This window comes from Pseudomonas sp. (assembly GCF_036387035.1).
GTDB lineage: Bacteria > Pseudomonadota > Gammaproteobacteria > Pseudomonadales > Pseudomonadaceae > Aquipseudomonas.
Genome location: NZ_DASVUM010000026.1, coordinates 1 through 26285, shown reverse-complemented (window position 1 = coordinate 26285; position 26285 = coordinate 1). Strand labels below are relative to the sequence as shown.

General features: G+C 63.9%; 12 protein-coding genes. 8 read left to right on the top strand and 4 right to left on the bottom strand.

Annotated elements, in window-relative coordinates; genetic code table 11:
- The 3 genes from VF672_RS02705 to xylA all read right to left on the bottom strand — a co-directional run.
- A partial coding sequence (locus VF672_RS02705) for an ATP-binding cassette domain-containing protein (RefSeq protein WP_331101189.1) occupies nucleotides 1-962 on the bottom strand: 962 nt, incomplete at its 3' end.
- 218 nt (nucleotides 963-1180) lie between these two features.
- Entirely contained in the window at nucleotides 1181-2182 is a 1002-nt protein-coding gene (gene xylF, locus VF672_RS02700) for a D-xylose ABC transporter substrate-binding protein (protein WP_331101187.1), read from the bottom strand.
- Nucleotides 2183-2524: 342 nt separating this feature from the next.
- The gene (gene xylA / locus VF672_RS02695) at nucleotides 2525-3841 is read right to left on the bottom strand and encodes a xylose isomerase (RefSeq protein WP_331101185.1); all 1317 of its coding nucleotides are present in this window, start codon (nucleotides 3839-3841) and stop codon (nucleotides 2525-2527) included.
- 211 nt (nucleotides 3842-4052) lie between these two features.
- Between xylA and VF672_RS02690 the strand changes: the two genes are divergently transcribed.
- On the top strand, nucleotides 4053-5240 hold the full coding sequence (locus tag VF672_RS02690) for a XylR family transcriptional regulator (RefSeq protein ID WP_331101184.1): 1188 nt from the start codon (nucleotides 4053-4055) through the stop codon (nucleotides 5238-5240).
- A gap of 67 nt (nucleotides 5241-5307) precedes the next feature.
- Nucleotides 5308-6234 (top strand): Gfo/Idh/MocA family oxidoreductase, encoded by a 927-nt coding sequence (locus VF672_RS02685; RefSeq protein WP_331101183.1) that lies wholly within the window; start codon nucleotides 5308-5310, stop codon nucleotides 6232-6234.
- Nucleotides 6235-6306: 72 nt separating this feature from the next.
- On the opposite strand, the gene VF672_RS02680 is transcribed toward VF672_RS02685, so the two are convergent.
- Entirely contained in the window at nucleotides 6307-6564 is a 258-nt protein-coding gene (locus VF672_RS02680) for a hypothetical protein (protein WP_331101181.1), read from the bottom strand.
- A gap of 387 nt (nucleotides 6565-6951) precedes the next feature.
- Here VF672_RS02680 and VF672_RS02675 point away from each other — a divergent pair, with 387 nt between their 5' ends.
- The 6 genes from VF672_RS02675 to VF672_RS02650 form a co-directional block, all read left to right on the top strand.
- Nucleotides 6952-7530: an NUDIX domain-containing protein gene (locus tag VF672_RS02675; RefSeq protein WP_331101179.1), complete on the top strand. Its 579-nt coding sequence runs from the start codon at nucleotides 6952-6954 to the stop codon at nucleotides 7528-7530.
- 130 nt (nucleotides 7531-7660) lie between these two features.
- Nucleotides 7661-8230, top strand: a complete 570-nt coding sequence (locus VF672_RS02670) for a sigma-70 family RNA polymerase sigma factor (RefSeq protein WP_331101177.1) — start codon at nucleotides 7661-7663, stop codon at nucleotides 8228-8230.
- A 45-nt stretch (nucleotides 8231-8275) separates the two neighbouring features.
- Nucleotides 8276-9970, top strand: a complete 1695-nt coding sequence (locus tag VF672_RS02665; protein WP_331101175.1) for a multidrug ABC transporter permease/ATP-binding protein — start codon at nucleotides 8276-8278, stop codon at nucleotides 9968-9970.
- Between the two features lie 163 nt (nucleotides 9971-10133).
- A complete protein-coding gene (locus VF672_RS02660) occupies nucleotides 10134-11474 on the top strand; it encodes a lysine N(6)-hydroxylase/L-ornithine N(5)-oxygenase family protein (RefSeq protein WP_331101173.1) in 1341 nt (446 codons plus the stop codon).
- 127 nt (nucleotides 11475-11601) lie between these two features.
- Nucleotides 11602-21351: an amino acid adenylation domain-containing protein gene (locus VF672_RS02655; RefSeq protein WP_331101171.1), complete on the top strand. Its 9750-nt coding sequence runs from the start codon at nucleotides 11602-11604 to the stop codon at nucleotides 21349-21351.
- A partial coding sequence (locus VF672_RS02650) for an amino acid adenylation domain-containing protein (protein ID WP_331101169.1) occupies nucleotides 21351-26285 on the top strand: 4935 nt, incomplete at its 3' end. The genes VF672_RS02655 and VF672_RS02650, both read left to right, overlap by 1 nt.

Below are 26285 nucleotides of genomic sequence, written 5' to 3'. Positions count from 1 at the left end.
TCGCCGGTGTAACGGCCCGGATAGGCCCCGAACAGCGCCGAAACCAGTTCGGTGCGGCCGGCGCCGACCAGCCCGGCGATGCCGAGAATTTCCCCGCGCCTGAGCCGGAACGAGATGTCGTCCACGCGCTTGCGTTTCGGGTTGTCGACGTCGTAACAGGTGAAGTGGCGCGCCTCGAAAATCACTTCGCCGACCGCGTGGGGTTCGGTGGGATAGAGGTGGCTCATCTCGCGGCCGACCATTTGCGTGATGATTTTGGGGATGTCCATGTCGGCCATGGCCGTGGTTGCGATGTGCTTGCCGTCGCGGATCACTGAAATCGTGTCGCACACGGCGGCCACTTCATCGAGTTTGTGGGAGATGTAGACGCAGGCGACGCCCTTGGCTTTGAGGTCGCGAATGATGTCGAGCAGGACCTCGATTTCCGAGCGGGTCAGTGCAGAGGAGGGTTCGTCGAGGATCAGCAGGCGCGCCTGTTTGTTCAGCGCCTTGGCGATCTCCACCAGCTGCTGATAGCCGCCTCCGTATTGCGAGACCGGCAGGGCGACGTTCATGTCCGGGACTTTCAGCTCACGCATCAGCGCTTCAGCGCGATGGATCATCGCCGGGTAATTCATGCGCCCGCCCGGCAGGGTCAGTTCGTGGCCCATGAAGATGTTTTCTGCCACCGACAGGTCGGGGACGAGGGTGAGCTCCTGGTGGATGATGACGATTCCGGCGGCCTCGGTTTCGCTGATCGATTGTGCTCTGAGCGGCTGGCCGTCCCAGAGGATTTCACCCTCCCAAGTGCCGTAGGGGTAGACCGCCGAGAGGACTTTCATCAGCGTCGATTTGCCGGCACCGTTCTCACCGCACAACCCGACGCATTCGCCGGGGCGCACCTTGAGGTCGATGCCGTTGAGTGCCTTGACGCCGCCGAAGGATTTGACGATGCCGTTCATTTGCAGCAGGTAATCGGACATTGCGCGGTATTCCAGGACAGACCGGAGTTCTCGTGTGGGAGCGCGGCTTGTCCCGCGACCGGCTGCGAAGCCGTCGTAAATCCGGCAGACGCGTTGTGTCAGGCAGACAACAGCGTCAGGTTTTACGACGGGTTCCCCGCCGATCGCGGGACAAGCCACGCGCCTACAGGTGTCGGTGCAGGGCTCACACTGCAGCTATGGCAGCCTGCAAAGGGTGATCATTTCCCAGCGATCTGATCCTTGGTGTGAAACCCGTCTTTCTCCAGCAGGTCGATGTTGTCCTTGGTCAGCGGCGTTGGGGTCAGGAGGATGGTGTCGACCTTCTTCGTGCCGTTGTCGTATTGCGAGCTGAACGGAGGCTTCTCGTTGCGCGCCAGTTGCACCGAGAGCTTCGCCGCCTCCGAGGCGATCAGTTTCAGCGGTTTGTACACCGTCATGGTTTGCGTGCCGTCGATCACCCGCTTCACGGCTGCCAGGTCAGCGTCCTGCCCGGAGATGGGCACCTTGCCGGCCAGCTTCTGCGCGGCGAGGGCCTGAATCGCGCCGCCGGCGGTGGCATCATTGGAGGCGACAATGCCGTCGATTTTGTTGCTGTTCTTGGTCAGGGCGTTTTCGACAATGCTCAGGGCTTCGGTCGGGTTCCACTCCTTGACCCACTGCTGGCCAACGATCTTGATGTCGCCCTTGTCGATGGCCGGCTGCAGCACTTTCATCTGGCCTTCTCGCAGGACCTTGGCGTTGTTGTCGGTGGGCGCGCCGCCGAGCAGGAAGTAATTGCCTTTGGGCGCCGCCTTGAGCACGCCGGCTGCCTGCATCTCACCGACTTTTTCGTTATCGAAGGAGATGTAGGCGTCGATGTCGGCATTGAGGATCAGCCGGTCATAAGACACCACTTTGATGCCGGCCTTCTTGGCTTCCGCCACGGCGTTGGTCAGCACGGTGGCGTTAAACGGCACGATGACGATGACATCGACGCCCCGGGAAATCAGGTTCTCGATCTGCGAGATCTGCTTTTGTTCGTTGGCGTCGGCCGACTGGACGAATACCTTGGCGTCGAGCTTTTCTGCGGCGGCGACGAAGTAATCGCGGTCCCGGGACCAGCGTTCAAGGCGCAGGTCGTCGATGGAGAAGCCGATTTTCGGGTGCGCCGAATCGGCCATGACGGGCAGGCTGAGCAGGGCCAGGGCACTGGCGAGCAGGGTGGTCTTGAAACTCTTCATGGGGTTGCGTCCTGTTATTTTTGTTTAGAGACACTTTCCGAGCGTGAACGGATTGCCGATGGAACTGTAGATACTGCCCGCGCGCCGCGAGCAGGGAATTGTCGTGAGAATGTAACCGGCCTCTTCCCGGCTGAAGCCGGTCCCACAAAAACGTCCCAGGCTTTCAGTGGGACCGGCTTTAGCCGGGAATCAATCGTGAGGGCAGCGCCGCGTTTCGCTGGCATGCCGAAGAATCGTAGGAGCCGGCTTGCTGGCGAACCCATCCGTTCAGTCGATTTCTTCACAGCAGACCCACCGCGTTCGCCAGCAAGCCGGCTCCTACAGTGGGCGCAAGTGTGTCTGTCAGGGATAAATAAACCGGTTCACCACGCCTTCAAGCATTTCCTGACGGCCGCTGACGGCTTGCGGGTTGAGGTCGTTGTCCAGCGCATGCTGCGCCAGGGAATCGAGGCTGAAATCCCCGGACAGCACGGCGCGGCCGAACGGCTTGTCCCAGCCGGCGTAACGCTGGTCCTTGAACGCTTGCAGCGTGTCGTTCTGAATCATTGCTGCGGCGCGTTCCAGCGACAGCGCGAGCACGTCCATGGCCGCAACGTGGCCGTAGAACAGGTCGACTTCGTCCAGGCTCTGCCGCCGCACTTTTGAATCGAAGTTGTAGCCGCCGTGCTTGAAGCCGCCCGCCTTGAGGATCTCGTAGGTGGCCAGGGTCAGCTCTTCGACGCTGTTGGGAAACTGGTCGGTGTCCCAGCCGTTCTGCGGGTCACCCCGGTTGGCGTCGATGCTGCCGAAAATGCCGAGGGACGCCGCCGTGGCGATCTCATGGTGAAAACTGTGGCCGGCGAGGGTGGCATGGTTGGCCTCGATGTTGACCTTGATCTCTTTCTCCAGCCCGAACTGGTGAAGAAAGCCGAACACCGTGGCGCTGTCGTAATCGTACTGGTGCTTGGTCGGCTCCTGCGGTTTGGGCTCGATCAACAGGTCGCCGGTAAAGCCGATTTTGTATTTGTGCTCGACCACCATGCGCATGAAGCGCCCCAGTTGCTCGCGTTCACGTTTGAGGTCGGTGTTGAGCAGCGTCTCGTAACCTTCACGGCCGCCCCACAGCACATAATTCGAGCCCTTGAGCCGATGGGTCGCGTTCATCGCGCTGAACACTTGAGCCGCGGCGAAGGCGAACACTTCCGGGTCCGGGTTACTCGCAGCGCCGGCCGCAAAGCGCGGGTTGCTGAAGCAGTTGGCGGTGCCCCACAGCAGTTGAATCCCGCTCTGTTCCTGATGGCGTTCAAGCTCGTCGACCATCTGCGCAAAGTTGTGGCTGTACTCCTTCAGGCTCGCGCCTTCGGGGGCGACATCGGTGTCGTGAAAGCTGTAGTAGTCGATGCCCAGCTTGGAAAAGAATTCGAACGCCGCATCGGCCTTCAAGCGCGCCAACTCCATGGCATCGCCCGGTTTGACCCACGGCCGCTTGAAAGTGCCGACGCCGAACATGTCGGCCCCCGGCCAGACGAAGGTGTGCCAGTAACACGCGGCCATACGCAGGTGCTCGCGCATGGGTTTGCCGAGGATGATCTTGTCGGCGTCGTAATGGCGGAAGGCTAGTGGCGATTCGCTGCCGGGGCCTTCGTAGCGGATCCTGTCGATATCGGGGAAGCAGGGCATCGGGGTTTCCTTATTGTTACGTCGTGATGAGGCGTCGTGACCGGGCATCGCTGCGCGACGGCGTGGTGATTGCCTGTGCCCCGATACTAGCAACGCCCCCGCGCGCGCCGATTGCGAAAATCACCAACTCGGTGTTCGATTTTGAGTATTGAGATTCGCGCAGCCGAGGCCTAGTCTGTGCCGACTCGTTTCACAGGCCCGGGGAACAATAATGAAAACCGTCCCGCCCGCTCACCGCATTGCGCTGTTGTTCAACGGCAGCAAGATCTACGACCGAGGCATCATCACCGGCATCGGCAATTACCTGAGCAGCACCCGGGCCTCTTGGGATCTGTTTCTGGAAGAGGATTTTCTTTGTCGGCTCAAAGGCATCGAGCGCTGGCAGGGCGACGGCATCATTGCTGACTTCGACGATCCGCTGATCGGCGAGGCGCTCGCGGGCAGCACCTTGCCAGTGGTCGCCGTGGGCGGTTCCTACGAGGACAAGCGCGCCTACCCCAGGCACATTCCTTACGTGGCCACCGACAATGTCGCCCTGATCAAGCTGGCCTACGAGCACCTGATTGAAGCCGGTCTGACGCGATTTGCCTGCTTCAGCCTGCCCGAAGCCCAGAGCAATCGCTGGGCCCAGGAGCGCGAAAAAGCGTTCCTGCGGCTGTTGCAACGCGACGGTCTGCACGGTGAGGTCTATCGCGGCCTGAGCACCAGCGCGCCGATGTGGGACAGCGCCGTCGAACAGCAAATCACCTGGCTGCGCAGCCTGCCCAAGCCCATCGGCATCATCGCCGTCAGTGACGCCCGCGCACGGCAGTTGTTGCAGGCGTGCCTTACCGCGGGCATTGCCGTGCCCGAGCAAGTGGCGCTGATCGGCATCGACAACGACCCGCTGACCCGCACCCTCACGCGGGTGCCGCTCAGTTCGGTGACCCAGGGCACCCAAAGCATGGGGCGCACGGCGGCGCACTTGCTGCACCAGATGCTGCACGGCATGCCCTCGACCGGGCACCAGATTCTCGTGCCGCCCGAGGCCATCAACGTTCAGGCCTCCAGCCTGCATCAACCGCTGGGCAATCCCTACGTCATGCAGGCGCTGCATTTCATACGCCAATATGCGTGTCAGGGGATCAAGACTGCCCAGGTCGCGGCTTATGTTGGCATTTCCCGCTCTTCGCTGGAGTCGCACTTTCGCAAGGCGCGAGGCTGCAGCGTGCATGACGAGATTCTGAGCTTCAAACTGACCGCCGCCGCTTCAGGCCTCAAACACGGTGACTCGGCCATCGCCGACATCGCGCAAAACTGTGGCTTCAAATCCGCGCAGTACCTGCACACCGTGTTCCGTCGCGAATTCGGCTGCACCCCTCGGGAGTATCAACAGGGCGAGGCGGCAGCGGTTCATTGATTTGCTTCAAGAGCGTCTCTTTCAGGGCGCATCTGTCATAACAACGACAACATCACAGGAGTCATCGATGCATCCGATTCGTTTAGGGCTGGTGGGGTACGGCAAGATCGCCCAGGACCAGCATGTGCCGGCGATCCACGCCAGCGACCGCTTTGAGCTGGTGGCCGTGGCGACACTGGGCCAGCACTGTCCTGGCGTGCCCAATTTCAGCTCCCTGGCAGAGCTGCTCGCGGAGGGGCCGGACGTGGACGCCATCGCGTTCTGCACACCGCCCCAGGGGCGATTTGCCTTGGTAGAACAAGCGCTGAAAGCCGGCAAACATGTGCTGGTGGAAAAGCCGCCGTGCTCGACGTTGGGCGAAGCACTGGCCCTGGTTGAGGAGGTGAACGCAGCCGGTGTCAGCGGGTTGTTCGCCTGGCATTCGCGTTTCGCCCCCGGCGTGCGCAACGCCGTGCAATGGCTCGAAGGCAAGACACTCAAGCAGGTGCGCATCGACTGGAAAGAGCAGGTGCGCAAGTGGCATCCGGGTCAGGCGTGGATCTGGCAGGCGGGCGGGCTGGGGGTGTTCGACCCGGGCATCAACGCCCTGTCGATCGTGACCGAACTGCTGCCACGGGCGCTGTTTGTTGAAAGTGCGCACCTGAGCGTGCCGAGCAACTGCCAGTCGCCGATCGCGGCATCGTTGCAGATGCGCTCCGGTGAGGGCGTGCGGGTCGACGCCGAACTGGATTTCGACCACAGCGTCAATGAGCAGTGGAGCATTGAACTGCACAGCGACGAGGGCGTGATGCGCCTTGACGCGGGCGGCGCGCAGGTCAGCATTGACGGCGTGACGCAGGGCGTGTCGGAGGAGGGTGAATACCCGGCCATGTACGGGCACTTCGCGCGGCTGATCGATGCAGGCAAAAGCGATCTCGACCTGCAACCGCTGCGCATCGTCGCCGACAGTTTTTTTGTCGGCAGCAAAGAGACGGTGGCTGCGTTTATCGAGTGACGCTTGACGGTCTACGCCCGGTCTGGCTTCACGGATCGGGCTTGATCGCCCAGCGCGCGTCTGCGATCAGCGTCAGATATGCACGACCCCGGCCAGCGCGATAGAAAACGAAACGATCAGGGTCAACAGAATGGTCATGTTGATGGACATTGCGGGCAAATCCTTGTCTGGGTCATCAGTGTCGCCATCATCCGGATTTGCACGGGCAAACAGAACGGCGTTCGTGCCTATGTTGGCAATCGATGGAAACAATAGTTCGGGCTTTTTGTGCGGCGCCAGCATGTTGACCCTTTGCCATGGCGTTGCCTGAACCGACGCTTTCGCGGGCAAGCGCGCTCCTTGGGTCTGCAGCGCCTAATTAGTGGGACCGGCTTTAGCCGGGAAGGCGTCGGGCGTGACACCGCAAACATGAGGGTGCTCTCGCTGGCCTCTTCCCGGCTAAAGCCGGTCCCACACAAAGCGATGCGGCGCGCCTACTGATCGCAAGCTTACCCTTGGGACACGGCCAGTTTGATCGCCGTTTTCACGGCGGACGATAGAGCTCCGCCGAGCACATATCTGTAGGAGCCGGCTTGCTGGCGAATGCGGTGGGCCATTCGCCACCGCAGCACCTGACACGACGGGTTCGCCAGCAAGCCGGCTCCTACGGGGTGATCGCGTTGAATCAGTGAGATCACCATTGCAATCGAAATCAAAACGCATTCATCAAGGACTGTCATGCCCTGCAACTTCATCCGCATCACCGATGAACAACTCCTCTCCGACAACGGGTACGTGCTCAAGAAATACAGCTTCGAGCTGCAACGCCGTGACGGCAGTTGGCAGGCGCAGACGCGCGAGGTCTACGACCGCGGCAACGGCGCGACGATTCTCTTGTACAACCTGGAGCGGCGCACCGTGGTGCTGACCCGGCAATTCCGCATGCCGGCCTTCGTCAACGGCCACGATGGCTACTTGATCGAAGCGGCGGCAGGGTTGCTGGACAACGCCAGCCCTGAACAGCGCATTCGCATGGAAGCCGAGGAAGAAACCGGCTACGTCGTGCGTTCGGTGAAGAAGATCTTCGATGCCTTCATGAGCCCGGGCTCGGTCACTGAGCGCATTCACTTCTTCATCGGCGAATACCAGCCTGACGATCGGGTCAGCGACGGTGGCGGCCTGGAAGAGGAGGGGGAAGACATTGAAGTGCTGGAGCTGGGTTTCCAGCAGGCTATCGCCATGGTCGACCGCGGCGAAATCAACGACGGCAAGACCATCATGCTCCTGCAATACCTGGAGCTTCGTCTGATGAAGTGAGTCCCTGCAGGGCCGGAACGACTCGGAACAAGGCGAAAAAGTTTCACCAATCGGTAAACTTTCTTACGTTGCAATGAGAATCGTTTGCGCTATCCTTCGCATTCCTTTGTAACCAGGGATGTCGAACAAGATGGATTTTCGTCCTGCAATGAGCCAGCCCGACCGGCTCGGCTCACCCTGTGTTGGCGCCGCCCGTGGCGCAAGAGACCCGCGCCTTGACGCGCTGATGGGCACCTACAACACCCATCGCGAGGCGCTGCTGCGCCTGGCGGCAAAATTCCTCGGCTGTCGCGCCCGCGCCGAGGACGTGGTCCAGGATGCGTTCGTGAAGATGCTCGAGAGCGGCCTCGCCTCGGCGGAGCCGGCACGCTACATGTTCCGCGTCGTGCGCAATCTGGCCATCGACCGCCTGCGCCGTCAGCGGCTCGAACGCACCCATGGCGTCGAAGCCGAGCATGAAGAGCAGATCCGTTTCGAGGTGTCCCCCGAGCGCGTGCTGGCGGGGCGCGAGTCACTCGACCAGTTAGTGGGCGCGCTCAACGAACTGCCCAAGCGCATGCGCATCGTCTTCGACCTCAGTCAGATCCAGGGTTACACCCAGCGTGACGTGGCCAAGGTCATAGGCACCTCCCCGACCATGGTCAATTTCCTCCTGCGCGACACCCTCTCTCACTGCCGCGCGCGGCTCGGTGAGATCTAGGCACCGCCGCGTCGTTTCCCCTGTTTTCACTGCCCGGAGTCATTCATGAAATTAGTTCGTCTGGTCTTCCAGCAATACCGCTGGCCGCTGGCAATGGTGCTGCTGCTGAGCGTCAGCAGCGGGCTGTTGAGCGTCGGCGTGATTGCCTTCGTCAACCAACGCATGATCAGCAGTCACGAAGGCCTTGGCACCGCGTTGTGGCAATTCGGCCTGATGCTCGCCGTGCTCCTGGCGCTGGCGTCCGGGGCGTCGTTGTCGTTGACCGCGCTGGGGCACCGCTTCGTTTACGGCCTGCGCCGGGTGATGGTCAAGCGTCTGCTGGACACCAACATCGAGCGCATCGAATCCATCGGTGGCGCGAAGATCTTCGCCAGTCTGTCCAGTGACATTCGCGCCGTGACCATGGCCTTCGTGCAGCTGCCGGACTTGATTTACGGCTCGGTGCTCAGCGTGGCGTCGTTCAGTTACCTGGCCTGGCTGTCGCCATCGCTGTTCATCACCACGCTGTGCTGGATGGCGTTTACGTTGGGCGTGGGCTGGCTGCTGGTGGGCAAGCTCAACGCACACATCCGCGCCTTGCGTGAGTCCGAGGACAAGCTCTATCAGAGCTATCAAGGCGTGATCGACGGGCGCAAGGAGCTGACCCTCAACCGCGACCGCGCGCGCCGTCTGTACGAAGAAACCTTCGACGTCGCCGCCCAACGCTATCGTGAGCATTTCACCCTGGCCGACCGTTATCACGGCCTGGCCAGCAACTGGGCAAACATCATGGTCCTGGGCACCATCGGCCTGGCGTTTTACCTGGCCAACGGCCTGGGCTGGGCGCCGACGGAAGTGGCTGCGACCTATGCGCTGACCGTGCTGTTCATGCGCACGCCCCTGGTGCTGGCGGTGGCGGCCATTCCGGCGCAGATCTCCGGGCGTGTGGCGCTGGACAAGGTCGAATCCCTCGCCCTAGCCGAGCACCACGAAAGCTTTGACGTTGCCCCGAGCCATATCGCCGGCCAGTGGCAGACCCTCGAATTGCGTAACGTCGAATACCACTATGCGCCCCAAGGCGACGAGCCCGGGTTCGATGTCGGCCCGGTGAACCTGACACTGCGCCGTGGCGAAACGGTGTTCCTGATGGGTGGCAACGGCAGCGGCAAATCCAGCCTGGCGCGCTTGCTCAGCGGCCTGTACCGACCGTCGGCAGGTGCGATTCTGATCGATGGCCATGTGATCGGTTCTGACGATTGGCAGGCCTACCGGCAGCTGTTTGCCAGCGTATTCACCGACTTCCATTTGTTTGCTCGATTGCTCGGCGCCGATGGGCAAAACGCCGATGTGGCTGACGTCGAGCACTGGCTGGACAAACTGCACATGAGGCACAAGGTGCAGCTGGCTGACGGGCAGTTGCTCGACACGCGTTTCTCCCAGGGGCAGCGCAAACGGCTGGCCCTGATGCTGGCGCTGCTGGAGACGCGCGACATTCTGCTGCTGGACGAGTGGGCCGCCGACCAAGACCCGTTGTTCCGCCGCTTCTTCTACCGCGAGCTGCTGCCGATGTTCAAAAAGGCCGGCGTCACGGTGTTCGCCATCAGTCACGACGACCAGTACTTCGACCTTGCCGACCGTCTGGTGAAGATGGAATCCGGGCAGCTCAGCGAGCTGCAGGGTGATCGCCGCGAAAACGCCAGCCGCGATGCGGTGGAAGAGATCGGCGCGGCCTACCGGATCAAAACTGTAAAGGCTTTGTAGGTATTTCGGCGGCCGGCACTAAACACCCGCTCGCGTCAGTCGTCATGTTAATGAGAATCAGTCTTAAACATTTTTGATGTGCGTGAACTGCCATCCGGCGTCAGCGACCTTGTCCTACGGCCTGCCGGAGTCGATCGCGCATCGCGTCTTACGAGAGGGAAGCATGGAACTCGTCTACGACTTCATCGGCATCGGTTTCGGCCCGTCGAACCTGGCTTTGGCCATTGCCACTCAGGAGCATGCGCAGCGCAGCGGTCTGGCGCCCCATGTGTGTTTCCTGGAGAAAAAGCCGGCGTTCAACTGGCACGAAGGCATGCTGATTGACGGTTCCACCATGCAGATTTCCTTCCTCAAGGACCTCGTCACTCTGCGCAATCCGGCCAGCCGCTTCACCTTCGTCAATTACCTCAACGAGCGCGGTCGTCTGCAAGACTTCATCAACCTGAAGACCTTCTTCCCGACGCGCGAGGAATACACCGATTACCTGACCTGGGCGGCGTCGCATTTCAACGAGCAAGCCCATTACGGCGCGGAAGTGATGTCGGTGCAGCCGCATTTCGAAGACGGTCGCTTTGTCGCCATGGACGTGTTGTCCCGCGATGCGAGCGGTGAAGTCTCCCGTCGCCGCGCGCGCAACCTGGTGTTCGGGATCGGGGGCGTTCCCCAGGCGCCGCTGGCATTTGACGGGCTTGAAGATCTGCGCGTGCTGCACTCTGCGGGCTACCGCGGCGGCATCGAAAAACTCCTCGCCAATCGCCCAGGCCCGGTGCGCGTGGCAGTGGTGGGCGGCGGCCAGAGCGCGGCGGAAATCTTCGAGGACCTTGCGTCGCGGTTCGACAACGTCGAGGCCACGCTGGTGATTCGTGGCAGCGCGCTGAAGCCGTCCGATGACAGCCCGTTCGTCAATCAGATCTTCAACCCGTCGTTCACCGACACTATTTTCAATCACAGCCAGGAGCGGCGCGTCGCGCTGTTCGACGAGTTCCGCAACACCAATTACTCGGTGGTCGACACCGACCTCATCGAAACCATCTTCCAGCGCATGTACCAGCAGAAGGTGCGCGGCGAAGCGCGTCATCGCATGCTCACCAACCGTGAAGTGGTGCACGCCGAGGTGGCCAGCGATGGCATCGAACTGTTCCTGCGCGATGCGCCCCATGAGCAGATGCACAGCGAGTCCTTCGACGTCGTGGTGCTCGCCACCGGGTACCGCCGCGACTACCACCTGGAACTGCTCGCGGGCATTCAGGAATACATCCAGGGCGCCAACGTCGACCGTCACTACCGCTTGCCCCTGACCGCGGGGAGCGAGGCCGGGATTTTCCTGCAGGGTTGCTGCGAAGACAGCCACGGCCTGAGCGACACGCTGCTGTCGGTGCTGGCGATCCGCTCTCAGGAAGTCGTCGAATCGATCTTCGGCGACCAGCAGCAGCCGTGTTCGGCGCGCGCCGGGCAAGCGCCGGCTCAGGCGCAACCGCGCGTTGCGCTGAAGCTTGCGCGCTAAGCCCGGGCCGTCAAGCAGAGCCCGTCAAAGGGGGTCGTCAGCGACCACCCACTCTTTTCTCACAACGTTGCGGGCGACCTGTCGGTTGCCTGTGGGTTGAGCCTTGCCGATACAAACAGGTGAAAGAATGAAATCCATACGAGATCAGGCCGCGCATTTTCCCGAACTGGTGGGCTTTTATGCGCAGACCCAGCCGGACCGGATTGCCCTTCGACACATCGTCCACGAGGACCAGCCGCCCTTGTTGACCACCTATGCCCAGCTGGACGCCAGGGCGCGTTCGCTGGCGGCCTGTCTGCTGCAGCACCTGGGCGGGCAGGGCGGCGAGCGCTGCGTAATCATCCTGCCGACCGGCGCCGATTACGCGGCGGCATTCCTTGGCTGTTTGTACGCACGGGTCATCGCCGTGCCGGCGTTCGCCCCCGAGTACAACCGGCAGACGCACCTCGACCGGCTGACCGGCATTCTTCAGGATGCGGCGCCGCAGATGGTCCTGGGGCGTCGCGAAGACCTGGATAAATTCCAGCACCTGTTGCAGCCCTTCATGCCCGCAGGCGGGCGCTTTGCGGCGGTCGAGGAAATCACCCACGGCGACGCAGGATTTCAGCCGCCAGTGATCGACACCGCGTCGCTGGCATTCCTGCAATACACCTCGGGCTCCACCAGCGCGCCCAAAGGGGTGATGGTGACCCACGACAACCTCATGGCCAACGAAGTGGCGATGGCCCGGCACTTCGTCTCCGAATCGGAATTGGAGAGCTGGGTCAGCTGGCTGCCGCTGTACCACGACATGGGGCTGATGTGCGGCCTGCTGTTGCCGCTGTACTACGGCGGCACGCTGACGCTGATGTCGCCGAACTATTTCCTCGGCCGACCGGCGCGCTGGCTCGAAGCGATGAGTCAGTATGGCGGGACCTTCTCAGGCGGCCCGGATTTCGCCTATCGCCTGTGCGTCGAGCGCATAAAGCCCAGCGCCGTGAAAAGCCTGACGCTGGACAACTGGAGCCTGGCGTTTTCCGGTTCCGAGCCAATCCGCATCGCCACGCTGGACGCTTTCAGTGAGCATTTTGCGCCGGCCGGTTTCAACCGCCGCGCCCTGACACCGAGCTATGGCCTGGCCGAAGCGACGCTGTATGTAAGCGCCGCCGAACGCGACAGGCCGTTCGGCATCAAGCATTTCGATGGCAACCAATTGGCGGCCGGAGATGCCGCCGAGGCCGTGTTCGCGAATCAGAATGCCAAGAGCCGCCTGCCGGGGTGCGGCTGGTGTCGGCCCGATCATGACCTGCGCATCGTCGACCCGTCGACGGGACAGCCCCTCGCGTCCGGCCACGTCGGCGAGATCTGGATCGCCGGCCCCAGCGTCGCCCAAGGCTACTGGCAGAACGCCGAAGCCACTGCGCAGACCTTCATCGAGGCAGACGGCAAGCGCTGGTTGCGCAGCGGTGATCTGGGCATTGCCAGCGACAGCGAACTGTTCATCACCGGTCGCCTGAAGGATCTGATCATCCTCAACGGCCAGAACCTCTACCCCCAGGACATCGAGCAGGCGCTGGAAAAGAATGTCGAGCTGCTGCGTCGCGGGCGCATCGCCGCCTTCCCGGTGACGGACGAACAGGGCGTTGAAGGCGTCGGTCTGGCGCTGGAAATCAGCCGCAACGTGCGCCGCTTGATGAAGCCGCAGATGATCTGCGAAGCCGTGCGCGACGCGGTGTCGGAGCTGTTTCTGGTTGCGCCGAAAGTCATCGTGCTGCTGGAATCCGGTGCACTGCCGCGCACCACCAGCGGGAAATTGCAGCGTTCCGCCTGCCGCAGCGGCTGGCAGGACCGCAGCCTCGACAGCTTCGCGATCTGGCAGGACGGGCGTTTGCTCGACGCTGATGCTGCAGATACCGCGTTCGATGCTGCACCGTTGCTGCCGGAAGTCGTGGCGGCCTGGCAGGAGGTCTTGGGTAAAAGCGACCTGAGGGCCGGTGATCACTTCTTCGCCCGTGGCGGCGATTCCGTCGGGGTGGTGCAAGTGCTGTCGCGCCTGAGCAGTGAGTTGGGAGTGAAGCTTGAACCTGCTCATTTGTTCGAGCACCCGACCCTTGGTGCTTTTAATGCCCACGTCGCCGCGCAATCGCGCAGCAACGAACGTTCCGCTGGCGTGGCCCGCATTTCCCGCGACAGCGACCCCGAGCAATCCTTCGCCCAACAGCGCTTGTGGTTCCTCGCGCAACTGGAACCGGACAGCAGCGCCTATCACCTGTGCGGCGAGTTGAGCCTGACCGGTGCGCTGGATGACGCTGCCCTGCAACGCAGCCTCGACGATCTGGCCGCCCGCCACGAAAGCCTGCGCACCACGTTTGCCATCGACGCCAACGAGCAGCTGGTGCAGCGCATTCACGCGCCGGGTCCGGTGCTGATCGAGCGGCATTATCTGGGCGAGGACACCCACCCGGCAAAAGCGTTGGGGCAACTGACCAGGGCGGCGGTCGAGCAACCGATGGACTTGCAGAACGGCCCGCTGTGGCGCGTGCTCAATGTGCGGCTGGCGCCAGACCGGCAGCAACTGGTGCTGGTGCTGCACCACATCATTGCCGATGGCTGGTCGGTGCAGGTCATGCTCAAGGAATTCGCCGCGCTGTACCGTGCCCACGCACAGGGGCAATTGCCCGCGCTTGCGCCGCTGCCGATTCAATACGCCGACTTCGCCGCCTGGCAGCGTGCGCGCCTGGCCGGTGGGGAAGGCCAGCGTCAACTGGCGTACTGGCGTGAGCAATTGGGTGACGCCCACACTGTATTGACCTTGCCGACGGATCGCCCGCGCCCGGCCCGGCAAAGCCACCGCGGCGCCCGCTACGCCATGGCCTTCGACCGTGACGTGAGCCAGGGCCTGCGGGACCTTGCCAGTGCCCACGGCGCGACGCTGTTCATGGTCATGCTCGCCGCCTATAAAACCCTGTTGCAGCGCTACAGCAGCCAGACCGACCTGCGCGTCGGCGTGCCGGTGGCGGGGCGTACCTGCACCGAGTCCGAGGGGCTCATCGGCCTGTTCGTCAACACGCTGGTGCTGCGCAGCGAGGTGTCGCCGCAGGAGTCGTTCAGCGCCCTGATCGACGCCGTGCGCCACACCGCGCTGGGCGCGCAGCACCATCAGGACCTGCCGTTCGAGCAACTGGTCGAAGCCCTCGGCGAGTCGCGCAACCTCAGCCACAACCCGCTGTGTCAGGTGAAATTCACCCAGCAGTTTGCGCTGCCGCACAACGTGGAAATGGCCGGCGTGCGCATGGACGTCAACCAGCTCGACGACTACTCGGCGCATTTCGATTTGGGCCTGGACATCACCGACGACGCCGACGGCATCCAGGCCGTCTTCACTTACGCCTGCGACCTGTTCGACGAACCGCGGATCGCCGGTCTCGCGGCTGACCTGCTGAGGATTTGCGCTCACGTCGTGGCGCAACCTCAGGTGCGTCTGGCGGATCTGCAGATCGGCGCCGAACCTTCATGTGTCTCTGCCGAAACGTTATCTTTCCCGGCCTCGAATGTGCTGAGCCTGTGGGATGCCAGCGTGCGCGCGCAGCCGGATCGTCTGGCGCTGCAAGACGAATTACACGGCGCCGGTTTTGCCGACGTGGACGCCCAGGCCAATCAACTGGCGCAGCGCCTTCGTCAGGCCGGTGTGGGCGTGGAAAGCCGCGTGGGCCTTCTGCTGGAGCGCTCCGTCGAGTTCGTCGTCGGGCTGCTGGCGGTGCTCAAGAGCGGCGCTGCCTATGTGCCGCTGGACCCGAAATGGCCGGCCGAACGGCAGGCGTTTGTGCTGGCTGACAGTGGCGCCCGCTGGTTGATCAGTGATGTCGCTGCGCCGGGCGACTTCAATGGCCACGTTATCGCCGTGGCTGCCGACGCTGTGTGGCGTGCGCTACCGGCGACAAAACCGGACGTGCCCGTATACGCCGGTCAAGCCGCTTACCTTATCTACACCTCCGGCACCAGCGGCACGCCGAAAGGGGTGGTGATCAGCCACGGCGCCCTGGCCGATTACGTCCAGGGCTTGCTCGCGCGTCTTGATTTGACGGCCGAGGCGAGCATGGCGATGGTCTCCACGGTCGGCGCCGATCTGGGCCACACCGTGCTGTTCGGCGCGCTGTGCTCGGCGCGTTCGCTGCACCTGATCAGCCCTGATCGCATCAACGACGCCGACCGTTTCGCCGCGTACATGGCCGAGCACAAAGTGGGTGTGCTGAAGATCGTGCCGACCCACTTGAGCGGCCTGTTGCAGGCCACGAACGCGGCCGATGTGCTGCCCGCACACGCGCTGATCCTGGGCGGCGATACCCTGCCATGGGAACAGGTGGCGCAGGTCAAACGCTTGAAGCCGGGCTGCCGGGTCATCAACCACTACGGCCCGACCGAGACCACCGTCGGCGTGTTGACCACTGAGGTGTTTGAAGAATCAGTGGGCGCAAGCGTGCCCATCGGCCGTCCGCTGCCCAACGCCACGGCGGTGGTTCTCAACGATCACTTGCAACCGGTGGTGCAGGGCGATATCGGCGAGCTGTACATCGGCGGCCCGGGGCTGGCGCGCGGGTATCACGGGCGTCCGGCCATGACCGCTGCGGCATTCATTCCTGATCCGGCCGGCAGCGGCGCGCGGCTCTACCGCAGCGGCGACCGCGCGCGCTTGCTGGCCAACGGGCAGATTCAGTTCCTTGGCCGTGCCGACGATCAGGTCAAAGTGCGCGGCTACCGCGTGACCCTCGGTGAAATCGCCCAGCGGCTGCGTCAACTGGACGGCCTGCGCGACGCCCACGTGCGTGTCGATGGTCGCGGCCAGTTGATCGCTTATGCGCTGCTTGACGCAAAAGTCGACAGCGACGCGAAGGCGGATGGCGAGACGCTGCACGGCGAGGCGCTGCGCACGCAGCTGGCCCTGAGCCTGCCGGACTACATGGTGCCGAGCCACATTTTGACCCTCGACGCCTTCCCGCTGACCGCCAACGGCAAGCTCGACGCCAGCGCGCTGCCCACGCCCACCCTGGCGTCTGACGCTTTCGAAGCACCCCGCGAAGGGGTCGAAGCCGCACTCGCCGCGCTGTGGCAAGCGGCGCTGAACGTCGAGACGGTGGGCCGTCACGACAACTTCTTCACCCTCGGCGGCGACTCGATTCTCAGCCTGCAGATCATTGCCCGCGCCCGGCGTCAGGGCATTCGCTTGACGCCCAAGCAACTGTTCGAAAAGCAGACCATCGCCGAACTCGCCCAGGTCGCGACGGTGGCCGAGGCCAAGCCGGTTGCCGCGCCCGTTACGGCAAGCGTTGCCCCCCGCGCGTTTGCCCTGACGCCGATTCAGGCGCGCTTCTTCAGCCTGCCGCTGGCCCAGCGTCAGCACTGGAACCAGTCGCTGCTCCTCGACGTCCCGCAAGCGCTGGACACCGCGCATTTGCAGCAGGCCCTCGCGGCCGTGCTGGCTCACCACGACAGCCTGCGGTTGAGCTTCCATCAGAACGACGACGGCCAATGGCAGCAGCGCTACCGCGACAGCGAACGTGCCGAGCGGGTGCTGTGGACCTGCGAATTGAGCCGGGAAGGCGACGTCGAATCGCTGAACGAGCAGGCCCAGCGCAGCTTGAACATCGACACCGGTCCGCTGCTGCGCGTGGTCCATGCGCGCCTGCCATCGGGCGAGGCGCGCCTGCTGTTGGCCATCCATCACCTGGCCGTGGACGGCGTGTCGTGGCGGGTGCTGCTGGAAGACCTGCAACTGGCCTACCGCCAACTGGCCGCTGGCAACAGCGTGGTCCTGGTCGAAAAAACCGCCAGCTTCCAGGCATGGTCGCAGGCGTTGAGCACCCTGGCGCACGGCCCGGAGCTGGAAAAGCAACTGCCTTACTGGCAAGCCCTGAGTGCCGCAGATGCCATCCTGCCCGGCGATGCTCCGGTGGCAAGTCTTGTCGGCGACAGCGAAACTCTGCCTTTGACCCTTGACGCCTCCGCCACCCGCCGTCTGCTGAGCGAAGCCCCGGCGGCGTACCGCACGCGCATTGATGAGCTCTTGCTGGCCGCGCTGTCCCAGGCGCTGTGGTTGTGGAGCGGCCGTCGTCGCCACGTCATCAGTCTCGAAGGCCATGGCCGCGAAGACGCCACGGGCGCCCTGGACCTGAGCCGCAGCGTCGGCTGGTTCACCAGCCTGTACCCGCTGGCGCTGGACGCAGCGGATGACGCGGTCGCTACCCTCAAAGCAGTCAAGGAAAGCGTGCGCGCCGTGCCTGACAAAGGCCTCGGCTATGGCGTGCTGAAGTACATCGCTCGGGCGGATTTGCCGGAGCTGATCGGGCAGGGCGTGACCTTCAACTACCTGGGCCGCTTCGAAGACGACGACGGCGCGCTGTTTTCCCTGTCGAGCCGTACGCCGAGTCATCTGCGCGACCCCCAAGGCCCGCTGGCCAACGCGCTGGCGGTCGATGGTCAGGTGCGCGGCGGCCAGTTGCAGCTGGACTGGACTTTCAGCCGCAAGCGTTTCAACCGCGACAGCATCGAACAATTGGTGGCGCTGTATCAGCAGCAGCTGCTCAAGCTGATCGCCCATTGCAGCGAAGAGAAAAATGCCGGCCTGACGCCTTCGGATGTCCCGCTCGCGGGTTTGAATCAGGCCCAGCTCGACGCGCTGGGTGTTCCCGCGCGGGAGATCGAAGACATCCTGCCGCTGGCGCCGATGCAGCAGGGAATTTTGCTGCACAGCCTGCTGGAGCAGGGCAATGGCATCTACCTGATGCAGGACCAGTACGAGGTCGGCGCCCATGTGGATTTCGATGCGTTCAAGTTCGCCTGGCAGCAAGTGGTCCAGCGTCACCCGGCGTTGCGCACGGCGTTTCATGGCCTGGAAAGCGGCGTGCAGCGGCAGGTGGTGATGCGCCGCGTGCCGTCACCGGTGCAGTTGATCGACCTCAGCCATCTGTCCCGCGCCGCCGCCGAAGCCGAGCTTGACGATCTGCTGAAAAGCGAGCGCGAGCAGGGCTTCGATTTCGCCCGGGCGCCGTTGCTGCGTCTGCGCCTGATCAAGTTTGGCGAGGTGGATTTCCGCATCGTTCAAAGCCACCACCACGCCTTGATCGACGCCTGGTGCCGGGGCCTGATGCTGAGTGAATTTTTCGCCCATTACCGTGCGTTCCTTGATGGGCGTCAGGTCAGCTTGCCGCCGGCGCGGCCGTATCGCGACTTCCTCGCCTGGCTCGCCGAGCAGGACGAAGCGGTCAGCCGTGATTACTGGCGCAACGCATTGGCGGGCTTCACCGACGTTACGCCGCTGCCGTACCGCCACAGCCCGCAGGGTGAAAGCCAGATGCGCGACGTGACCCTGGCGCTGGGCACCGAGCACACCACCAGGCTGGCCGAACAAGCGCGCCAGCACCGCCTGACCGCCAACACCTTCGTGCAGGCCGCGTGGGCCTTGTCGCTGATGCGCCATGCCGACCGCGATGAAGTGGTGTTCGGCGTCACCGTGGCTGGGCGCCCGACTGAGCTGGAAGGCATCGAAGGCGCGCTGGGACTGTTCATCAACACCTTGCCGCTGCGCATCCGCCGCCCCGGTATCGGCGCGTCCGCGCTTGACCTGCTCAACGCTTTGCAGGGGCAGAACGCCGACATGCGTCAGCACGAACACCTGTCCCTGGCCGACATTCAGCTGCTCGCCGACACCCCGCGCGGCCAGCCCCTGTTCGACAGCCTGTTTGTCTTCGAGAACGTTCCTTTGGGCGCCGAGGTGGAGCAGGCCGTGAACGAGTACCGCATCCGTCCGCTGGCCAACCGCACGCACACCAACTACCCGCTGACCGTGGTGCTGCTGCCGGGCGAGTCCCTGCAATTGCAGCTGACCTACGACACCAGGCATTTCCACGACGCTGACATGGAGGCGCTGGTGGGCCATTTCCGTCGTCTGCTCAGCCAGTTGATCGACAATCCGCAGCAAGCGCTGAGTCAGTTGCAGCTGCTTGAGCAAACCGAGCGCGAGCAATTGCTGGCCCAGGGGCGCGGCGCGGTGCAGTCGCACTGGTACGACATCAGCTACCTGGAGCGTTTCGAGGCGCGGGTGCAGGCCCATCCGGAACGGGACGTGGCGCGCTGTCAGGGTCAACGCCTGAGCTACGGCGAACTCAACCGTCAGGCCAACCGCATCGGTCGCGGCCTTATGGCAGCCGGCGTGCAGGGCGACGATGTGGTGGCGCTGTTCGCACCGCGTAGCTTGCCGTTGTTGAGCATGATTGTCGGCGCGTTCAAGGCCGGTGCAGCATATCTTGCGCTGGACGATCGTCACCCGGCCGGGCGCAGTGCATGCATGCTGGTCAGCAGCGGCGCGCCGGTAGTGCTGACGCCGCGTGAATGCCTGCCGCAGGTCGAAGCGATTGTCACGTTGGCTGAACGCACACCCCGCGTGTTGGTGCTGGAAGAGGTGCTGGCGGGCGCCGATCCGTTCGCCGACGAGAACCCGGGCCGGTACGCGACGGCCGAGCAACTGGCTTACGTGATCTACACCTCCGGCTCCACCGGCGAGCCGAAGGGCGTGATGGTCAACCAGCGCGGGATGCTCAACAACCAGATGTCCAAGCTGCCTTATCTGCGTCTGGGCGAAGGCGACGTGATTGCCCAGACCGCCGCCACCGGGTTCGACATTTCCGTGTGGCAGTTCCTCACTGCGCCGCTGTTCGGCGGGCGCGTGGAAATCCTGCCGGACACTGTGGTGCAGGACCCGCAACGCCTGCTGGAGGAAGTCGCGGCCAATCAGGTCAGCGTGCTGGAGTGCGTGCCGGCGGTCATCGATGCCATGCTCGCGGTCGCGCCCCAGCGGCTCAATGCCTTGCGCTGGCTGCTGCCGACCGGCGAAGCACTGACCACGGACATTGCGGCACGCTGGTTTGCGCGCTACCCGGAGGTGCCGCTGGTCAACGCCTACGGGCCCGCCGAATGCGCCGACGACGTTGCCTTGCACACCCTGACGGCTGCGCCGGCGCTCAACGCCAACATGCCGATTGGCCGGCCCACCGACAACAACCACCTGTACGTGCTGGATTCCACTCTGCAACTGGCCGCGCCCGGCGTGGTGGCCGAGTTGTACATCGGTGGCGTTGGCGTCGGCCGTGGCTATGCCGCGCGGCCCGGCCTGACCGCCGAGCGCTTCCTGCCCGACCCGTTCGGCGAGCGCGGCGCGCGTTTATATCGCAGCGGCGACCTGGTCCGGTGGAACGCCGACGGCGCGCTGGAATACGTTGGTCGAGCGGACTTCCAGGTGAAGATTCACGGCCAGCGCATCGAGCTGGGTGAAATCGAAAACCAACTGCTGGCCCAGGCCTCGGTGCGTGACGCGGTGGTCAGCGCGTTGCCGACGCCCCACGGTCCGCAGCTGGTGGGTTATGTGGTTGCCCAAGCGCAGCAGACGCTCTCCAGCGACGTGCTGAAAACCGCGCTGGCGCAAAGCCTGCCGGCGTTCATGGTACCGGCGCACATCGTCGTGCTGGCGCAGATGCCGCGCAACGCCAACGGCAAGCTGGACCGCAAGGCGCTGCCCGTGCCGACCCTTGAAACGCATGTGTTTGAAGCGCCTCAGGGCGAGCGTGAGCAGGTGCTTGCCGAGCTCTGGCAAAGCCTGCTGAAAGTGGAGCAGGTCGGTCGTCACGACAACTTCTTTGAACTCGGTGGCCATTCCTTGCTGGCGACGCGGCTGCTGTCGCGCATTCGCGAGCGCCTCGGGGTGAGCCTCCCGCTGGCCCAGGCGTTTGAAGCCACCACTGTCGCCGCTCAGGCGGCCCTGATCGACACCTTGCAGGGGCAAACCCTGACCCTCGACCGGCTCGATGCCCTGGACGAGTTTATGAATGAGCTGGAGGAAAGCAACTGATGTCGCAACCGAGCCTGACGCCCCACAGCAAACTGCTGGCGCTCGCCACGCGTTTCCTCAGCCTTGGCAGCGCTCAGCGCCGGGTGTTCCTGAACAAGCTGCGCGAGCAGGGCCTTGATGCGTCGTCGCTGCCGGTCCCGCCGGGCATCGCGGGCGAACGCAGCCCGGCGTCGTTTTCCCAGCAACGCTTGTGGTTTCTTGAACAACTGGAGCCGGGCAACAGCACCTATCACCTGCCCGGTGCCTTGCGCCTGAAGGGTGAGCTGGACTGCGCCGCTGTCCAGTCGGCTTTCGAGCGCGTGGCCGAGCGTCACGCCAGCCTGCGCACGGTCTTCGCCACGGCGGAGGACGGCACACCGGAGCAGGTGATTCAACGCCAGCAATCGCTGCCATTCGAGCGTCTGCATGCAACGGATGAAGACGGCGTTCAGGCATTGGCCGACGCCTTCGCCCGACGCCCGTTCGACTTGGCCCAAGGCCCGCTGTGGCGCCTGGCGCTGATCGAATGCGGGTCGGACGATCACGTGCTGCTGGTCTGTCTGCACCACATCATCGCTGACGGTGCATCGATTCAAGTGCTGCTGCTGGATTTCGTCGAGGCCTATCGCGCGGCGCTTCAAGGTGACAGCGGCGCTGATAGCGGCGATGACAGCGAGGCACTGGCACCACGCCCGCTGAGTTACGCGGACCTTGCCCTGTGGCAACGCGCCTGCCTGGACGCAGGCGACGGCGACCGGCAGCTGGCGTACTGGCGTCAGCAACTGGGTGACGAGCGGCCGGTGCTGGAATTGCCGGCGGACCGTCCACGGCCGGCGCGCCAGAGTTTCCGCGGCGCGCGGCTGCCGTTCAGCTTCGATGCGGCGCTGTCCGGACGCATGCGCGCACTGGCCCGCCAGCGCGGCGTGACGCTGTTTACCGTTTTGCTGGCGGCGTATCAAGTGCTGTTGCAGCGCCTCAGCGGGCAGACCGATCTGCGCATCGGCGTGCCGATTGCCGGGCGGCAGCGTGCCGAAACCGAGGGGCTGATCGGCTTCCTGGTCAACACTCAGATCTTGCGTGGCGAGGTTCAGTCCGACGCCAGTTTCAATCAAATCATCGACCGCGTTCGCCTGGCGTCCCAAGGCGCCCAGGCGCATCAGGACCTGCCGTTCGAGCAATTGGTCGACGCCCTCGCGCCCGAGCGCAGCCTCAGCCACAACCCGCTGTTTCAAGTGCTCTATAACCATCAACAGCGCCAGGACGAAGCGTTGCAACTGATGCCTGGCCTCGACGCCACGCTGATGCCGCTGGACAACCGCAGCGCGCAGTTCGACCTGGCCCTGCACACTTGGGAAAACGCAGCGGGGGAACTGGCGGGCAACTGGAATTACGCCACGGACCTGTTCGATCACGGCAGCATCCAGCGCTTGCATGCGCGCTTTGAGCAACTGTTCGCTGAGTTGCTGGAACGGCCAGACGCGGCGATGGGTGACGTTGAGTTGCTGGACGCCGAGGACCGCGCGCAATTGTCGTTGGTCAATGCCACGGCGCGGGAGTGGGCGGCAACCGAGCCGTTCGTGCATCGTCATTTCGAGCGGCTGGCGCAACTGCATCCGGCGCGGGAAGCGTTGCGTTTTGGCGATGACGTGCTGAGTTATGACGAGCTGGATCAGCAGGCGAACCGGCTCGCGCATTACCTGCGAGGGCAGGGCGTCGGGCGCGAATCGCTGGTTGGCGTGGCGGCGTGGCGCTCGGTGGAGATGGTGGTTGCGCTGTATGCCGTGCTGAAAGCGGGCGGGGCGTATGTGCCGTTGGACCCTGAGTATCCGGCGGATCGCCTGCGTTACATGCTGGAAGATGCGGGGATTGGCTTGCTGCTGAGCCACGATGCGGTGATCGCTGATCTGCCGGCTGTTGAAGGCCTGCGGGTGCTGAATCTGGATCAGCTTGATCTCTCAGGCCAACCTGTCATCGCGCCCGTTATAGAGCTTCACCCCGAACAACTGGCGTACATGATTTACACCTCCGGTTCGACCGGCAAACCCAAAGGCGCCGGCAACACCCATGCCGCACTGTTCAACCGTCTGGCGTGGATGCAGGACGCTTATTCCCTCGACACCACCGATGCGGTACTGCAAAAAACGCCGTTCAGTTTCGATGTCTCGGTCTGGGAGTTCTTCTGGCCGTTGATGGTGGGCGCACGTCTGGTGGTCGCTCAACCGGGGGATCACCGCGATCCGCTGTTGTTGAAGACGCTGATCGAACAGCAGCAGATCACCACGCTGCACTTCGTGCCGTCGATGCTCGGCGCCTTCATGGCTCAGGACGGTTTGAGCGGCTGTGCTTCCCTCAAGCGCATCGTCTGCAGCGGCGAAGCCTTGCCCGCCGATCTGGCCCGGGACACCTTGCAGCGCCTGCCGAACGCCGGCCTTTTCAACCTCTACGGCCCGACAGAAGCGGCCATCGACGTCACCCACTGGACCTGCCGCGACGAGCCGGGCGTTTCCGTGCCCATCGGCGCCCCCATCGCCAATCTGCACATCCATATCCTCGACAGCCGCTTGAATCCTCAGCCCATCGGCGTACCGGGCGAGCTGTACATCGGCGGCGACGGCCTGGCACGCGGTTATCACCTGCGTCCCGGTCTGACGGCGGAGCGTTTTGTGGCGAGTCCATTCGGCCACGGCGAGCGCCTGTATCGCACCGGCGACCTGGCCCGCTGGCGTGCCGACGGCGTGGTGGAATACCTCGGTCGTCTCGATCACCAGATCAAACTGCGCGGCCTGCGCGTGGAAATAGGCGAAATCGAAGCGGCGCTGCTCGATCACTCAGCGGTCCACGAAGCGGTGGTGGTTGCGCGCGAACTGGCCACCGGGATGCAACTGGTGGGTTATCTGGTCGCCGAGGACTTCGACGAAGAGCAACTGCGCAGCCAACTGAAACAACGCCTGCCGGACTACATGGTCCCGGCCCACTTCGTCACCCTGGACCGCTTGCCGCTGTCGGCCAACGGCAAGCTCGATCGCAAGGCTTTGCCCGATCCGCAGGTGCAGCAGCGCGCCTTCGAAGCGCCACTGGCCGGAGTTGAAACGCAACTGGCTGCGTTGTGGCAGGCCCTGTTGGGCGTCCCGCAAATCGGTCGTCAGGACAACTTCTTTGCCCTCGGCGGCGACTCGATCCTCAGCCTGCAAATCATCTCCCGCGCCCGCAAGGCCGGCATCGTGCTGTCGCCGCGGCAGATGTTCGAGCGCCAGACCATCGCCGAGCTGGCCCAGGTCGCGCAGGTGGTCAGCCAGGCTGCGCCTGCGGTCGAGCGCATCGAGCTGAACCGCGACATCCCGCTGACGCCGATCCAGCAGTGGTTCTTCGAGCAGCCCATGCAGCACCGCAGCCACTGGAACCAGTCGCTGCTGTTGAACCCGAGTGAAGCACTGGAGCTCCCGGCGCTGACCCTGGCCCTTCACGCACTACTCAGCCATCACGACGCCCTGCGCATGCGCTTCGTGCAGCAGGACAACGGCCAGTGGCAGCAACGGTATCGTGTCGAGCGTTCTGCTGACGAGCAGGCGCAAGACGGCCTGATCTCGCAGCGCAGCATCAGCCTGAACGAACTGACGACGGCCTGCGATGAAGCCCAGGCCAGCCTTGATCTCAGAGACGGCCCGCTGTTGCGCGCTGTGCATTTCAACGTGGCCGAAGGCGGTGAGCGCCTGTTGCTGGTCGTGCATCATCTGGTCGTCGATGGCGTGTCGTGGCGCATCCTGCTGGAGGACCTGCACAACGCCTACACCCAGGCGCAAGCGGGCCTGGCCATCGACCTCGGTGACAAAACCGCGTCGTTCCAGCGCTGGGCCAACCGTCTGCTCGATTTCGCCTACAGCGACTCGGTGCTCGCAGAAGCCGATTACTGGCGCAGCTTGCCGCCCGCGCCGACGCTGCCCTGCGCCAACACTCTGGGCGAGGCGCGACAAGGCAACGTGCGCCAGCTGGACCTGCACCTGGACCGCGCGCGCACCGAACAGCTGATCAGCGAGGCTCCAGCGGCGTACCGCACGCAGATCAACGACCTGCTACTGACCGCGCTGGTCCGGGCGATGAAGCGCTGGAGCGGCGACGCGCAGGCGATGATTGCGCTGGAAGGCCATGGCCGCGAAGACCTGTTCAACGGGGTGGATCCGGGGCGCACCGTTGGCTGGTTCACCAGCCTGTACCCGGTCAGCCTGCACGCCCACGACGACCTCGACGTGGCGCTCAAGCACACCAAGGAAACCTTGCGCGGCGTGCCCAATGGTGGCTTGGGTTACGGCCTGTTGCGCCATCTTCGCGGCGAAGCCTCGCCGGGCCTGGACGGGTGCGTGCTGTTCAATTACATGGGCCGGGTGCAAAGCAGCAGCGGGCTTTTCACTATGGCTGAGGAGGGCAGTGGTGCCCAGCGCGCCGCCGATGCGCCGCTCAATGGCGAGCTGTGCATTGATGCGCATATACGCGACGGCCAGTTCAGCCTGACCTGCCGCTACAGCGGCGAACGCCATGAGGCGGCGTCGATTCAGCGCCTGCTCGACGCCTACAGCGACGCGCTGGACGAGGTGATCGAGCACTGCCGCTGCCACGCGGCGGTGACGCCGTCGGACTTCCCCGCGCTGGCCCTCACTCAAGTGCAACTCGATGCGCTGCCGGTCGCGGCCCGGGATATCGAACACCTGTATCCGCTGACGCCCATGCAGCAAGGCCTGTTGTTCCATACCGAGCTGAGCGGCAGCGAGATGGCCGATCACGGCAGCGCGCGGGATCTGTACGTCAATCAGGTCGCGCTGGACATCGAACACCTGCCGGTGGCGCGCTTCAAATCGGCGTGGGCCGCGGCGGTTCAGCGGCATCCGATCCTGCGCGCGGCGTTCCTGCGCCTGCCTGGCAGTGAGCAGCCGGTGCAACTGATTCGTCGCGATGCGGCGTTG

Excerpts from the sequence above, each read along its gene's own strand:
- xylF (WP_331101187.1), bottom strand. The coding sequence starts at position 2,182 with ATGAAGAGTTTCAAGACCACCCTGCTCGCCAGTGCCCTGGCCCTGCTC.
- xylA (WP_331101185.1), bottom strand. The coding sequence starts at position 3,841 with ATGCCCTGCTTCCCCGATATCGACAGGATCCGCTACGAAGGCCCCGGC.
- VF672_RS02690 (WP_331101184.1), top strand. The coding sequence starts at position 4,053 with ATGAAAACCGTCCCGCCCGCTCACCGCATTGCGCTGTTGTTCAACGGC.
- VF672_RS02685 (WP_331101183.1), top strand. The coding sequence starts at position 5,308 with ATGCATCCGATTCGTTTAGGGCTGGTGGGGTACGGCAAGATCGCCCAG.
- VF672_RS02675 (WP_331101179.1), top strand. The coding sequence starts at position 6,952 with ATGCCCTGCAACTTCATCCGCATCACCGATGAACAACTCCTCTCCGAC.
- VF672_RS02670 (WP_331101177.1), top strand. The coding sequence starts at position 7,661 with ATGGATTTTCGTCCTGCAATGAGCCAGCCCGACCGGCTCGGCTCACCC.
- VF672_RS02665 (WP_331101175.1), top strand. The coding sequence starts at position 8,276 with ATGAAATTAGTTCGTCTGGTCTTCCAGCAATACCGCTGGCCGCTGGCA.
- VF672_RS02660 (WP_331101173.1), top strand. The coding sequence starts at position 10,134 with ATGGAACTCGTCTACGACTTCATCGGCATCGGTTTCGGCCCGTCGAAC.
- VF672_RS02655 (WP_331101171.1), top strand. The coding sequence starts at position 11,602 with ATGAAATCCATACGAGATCAGGCCGCGCATTTTCCCGAACTGGTGGGC.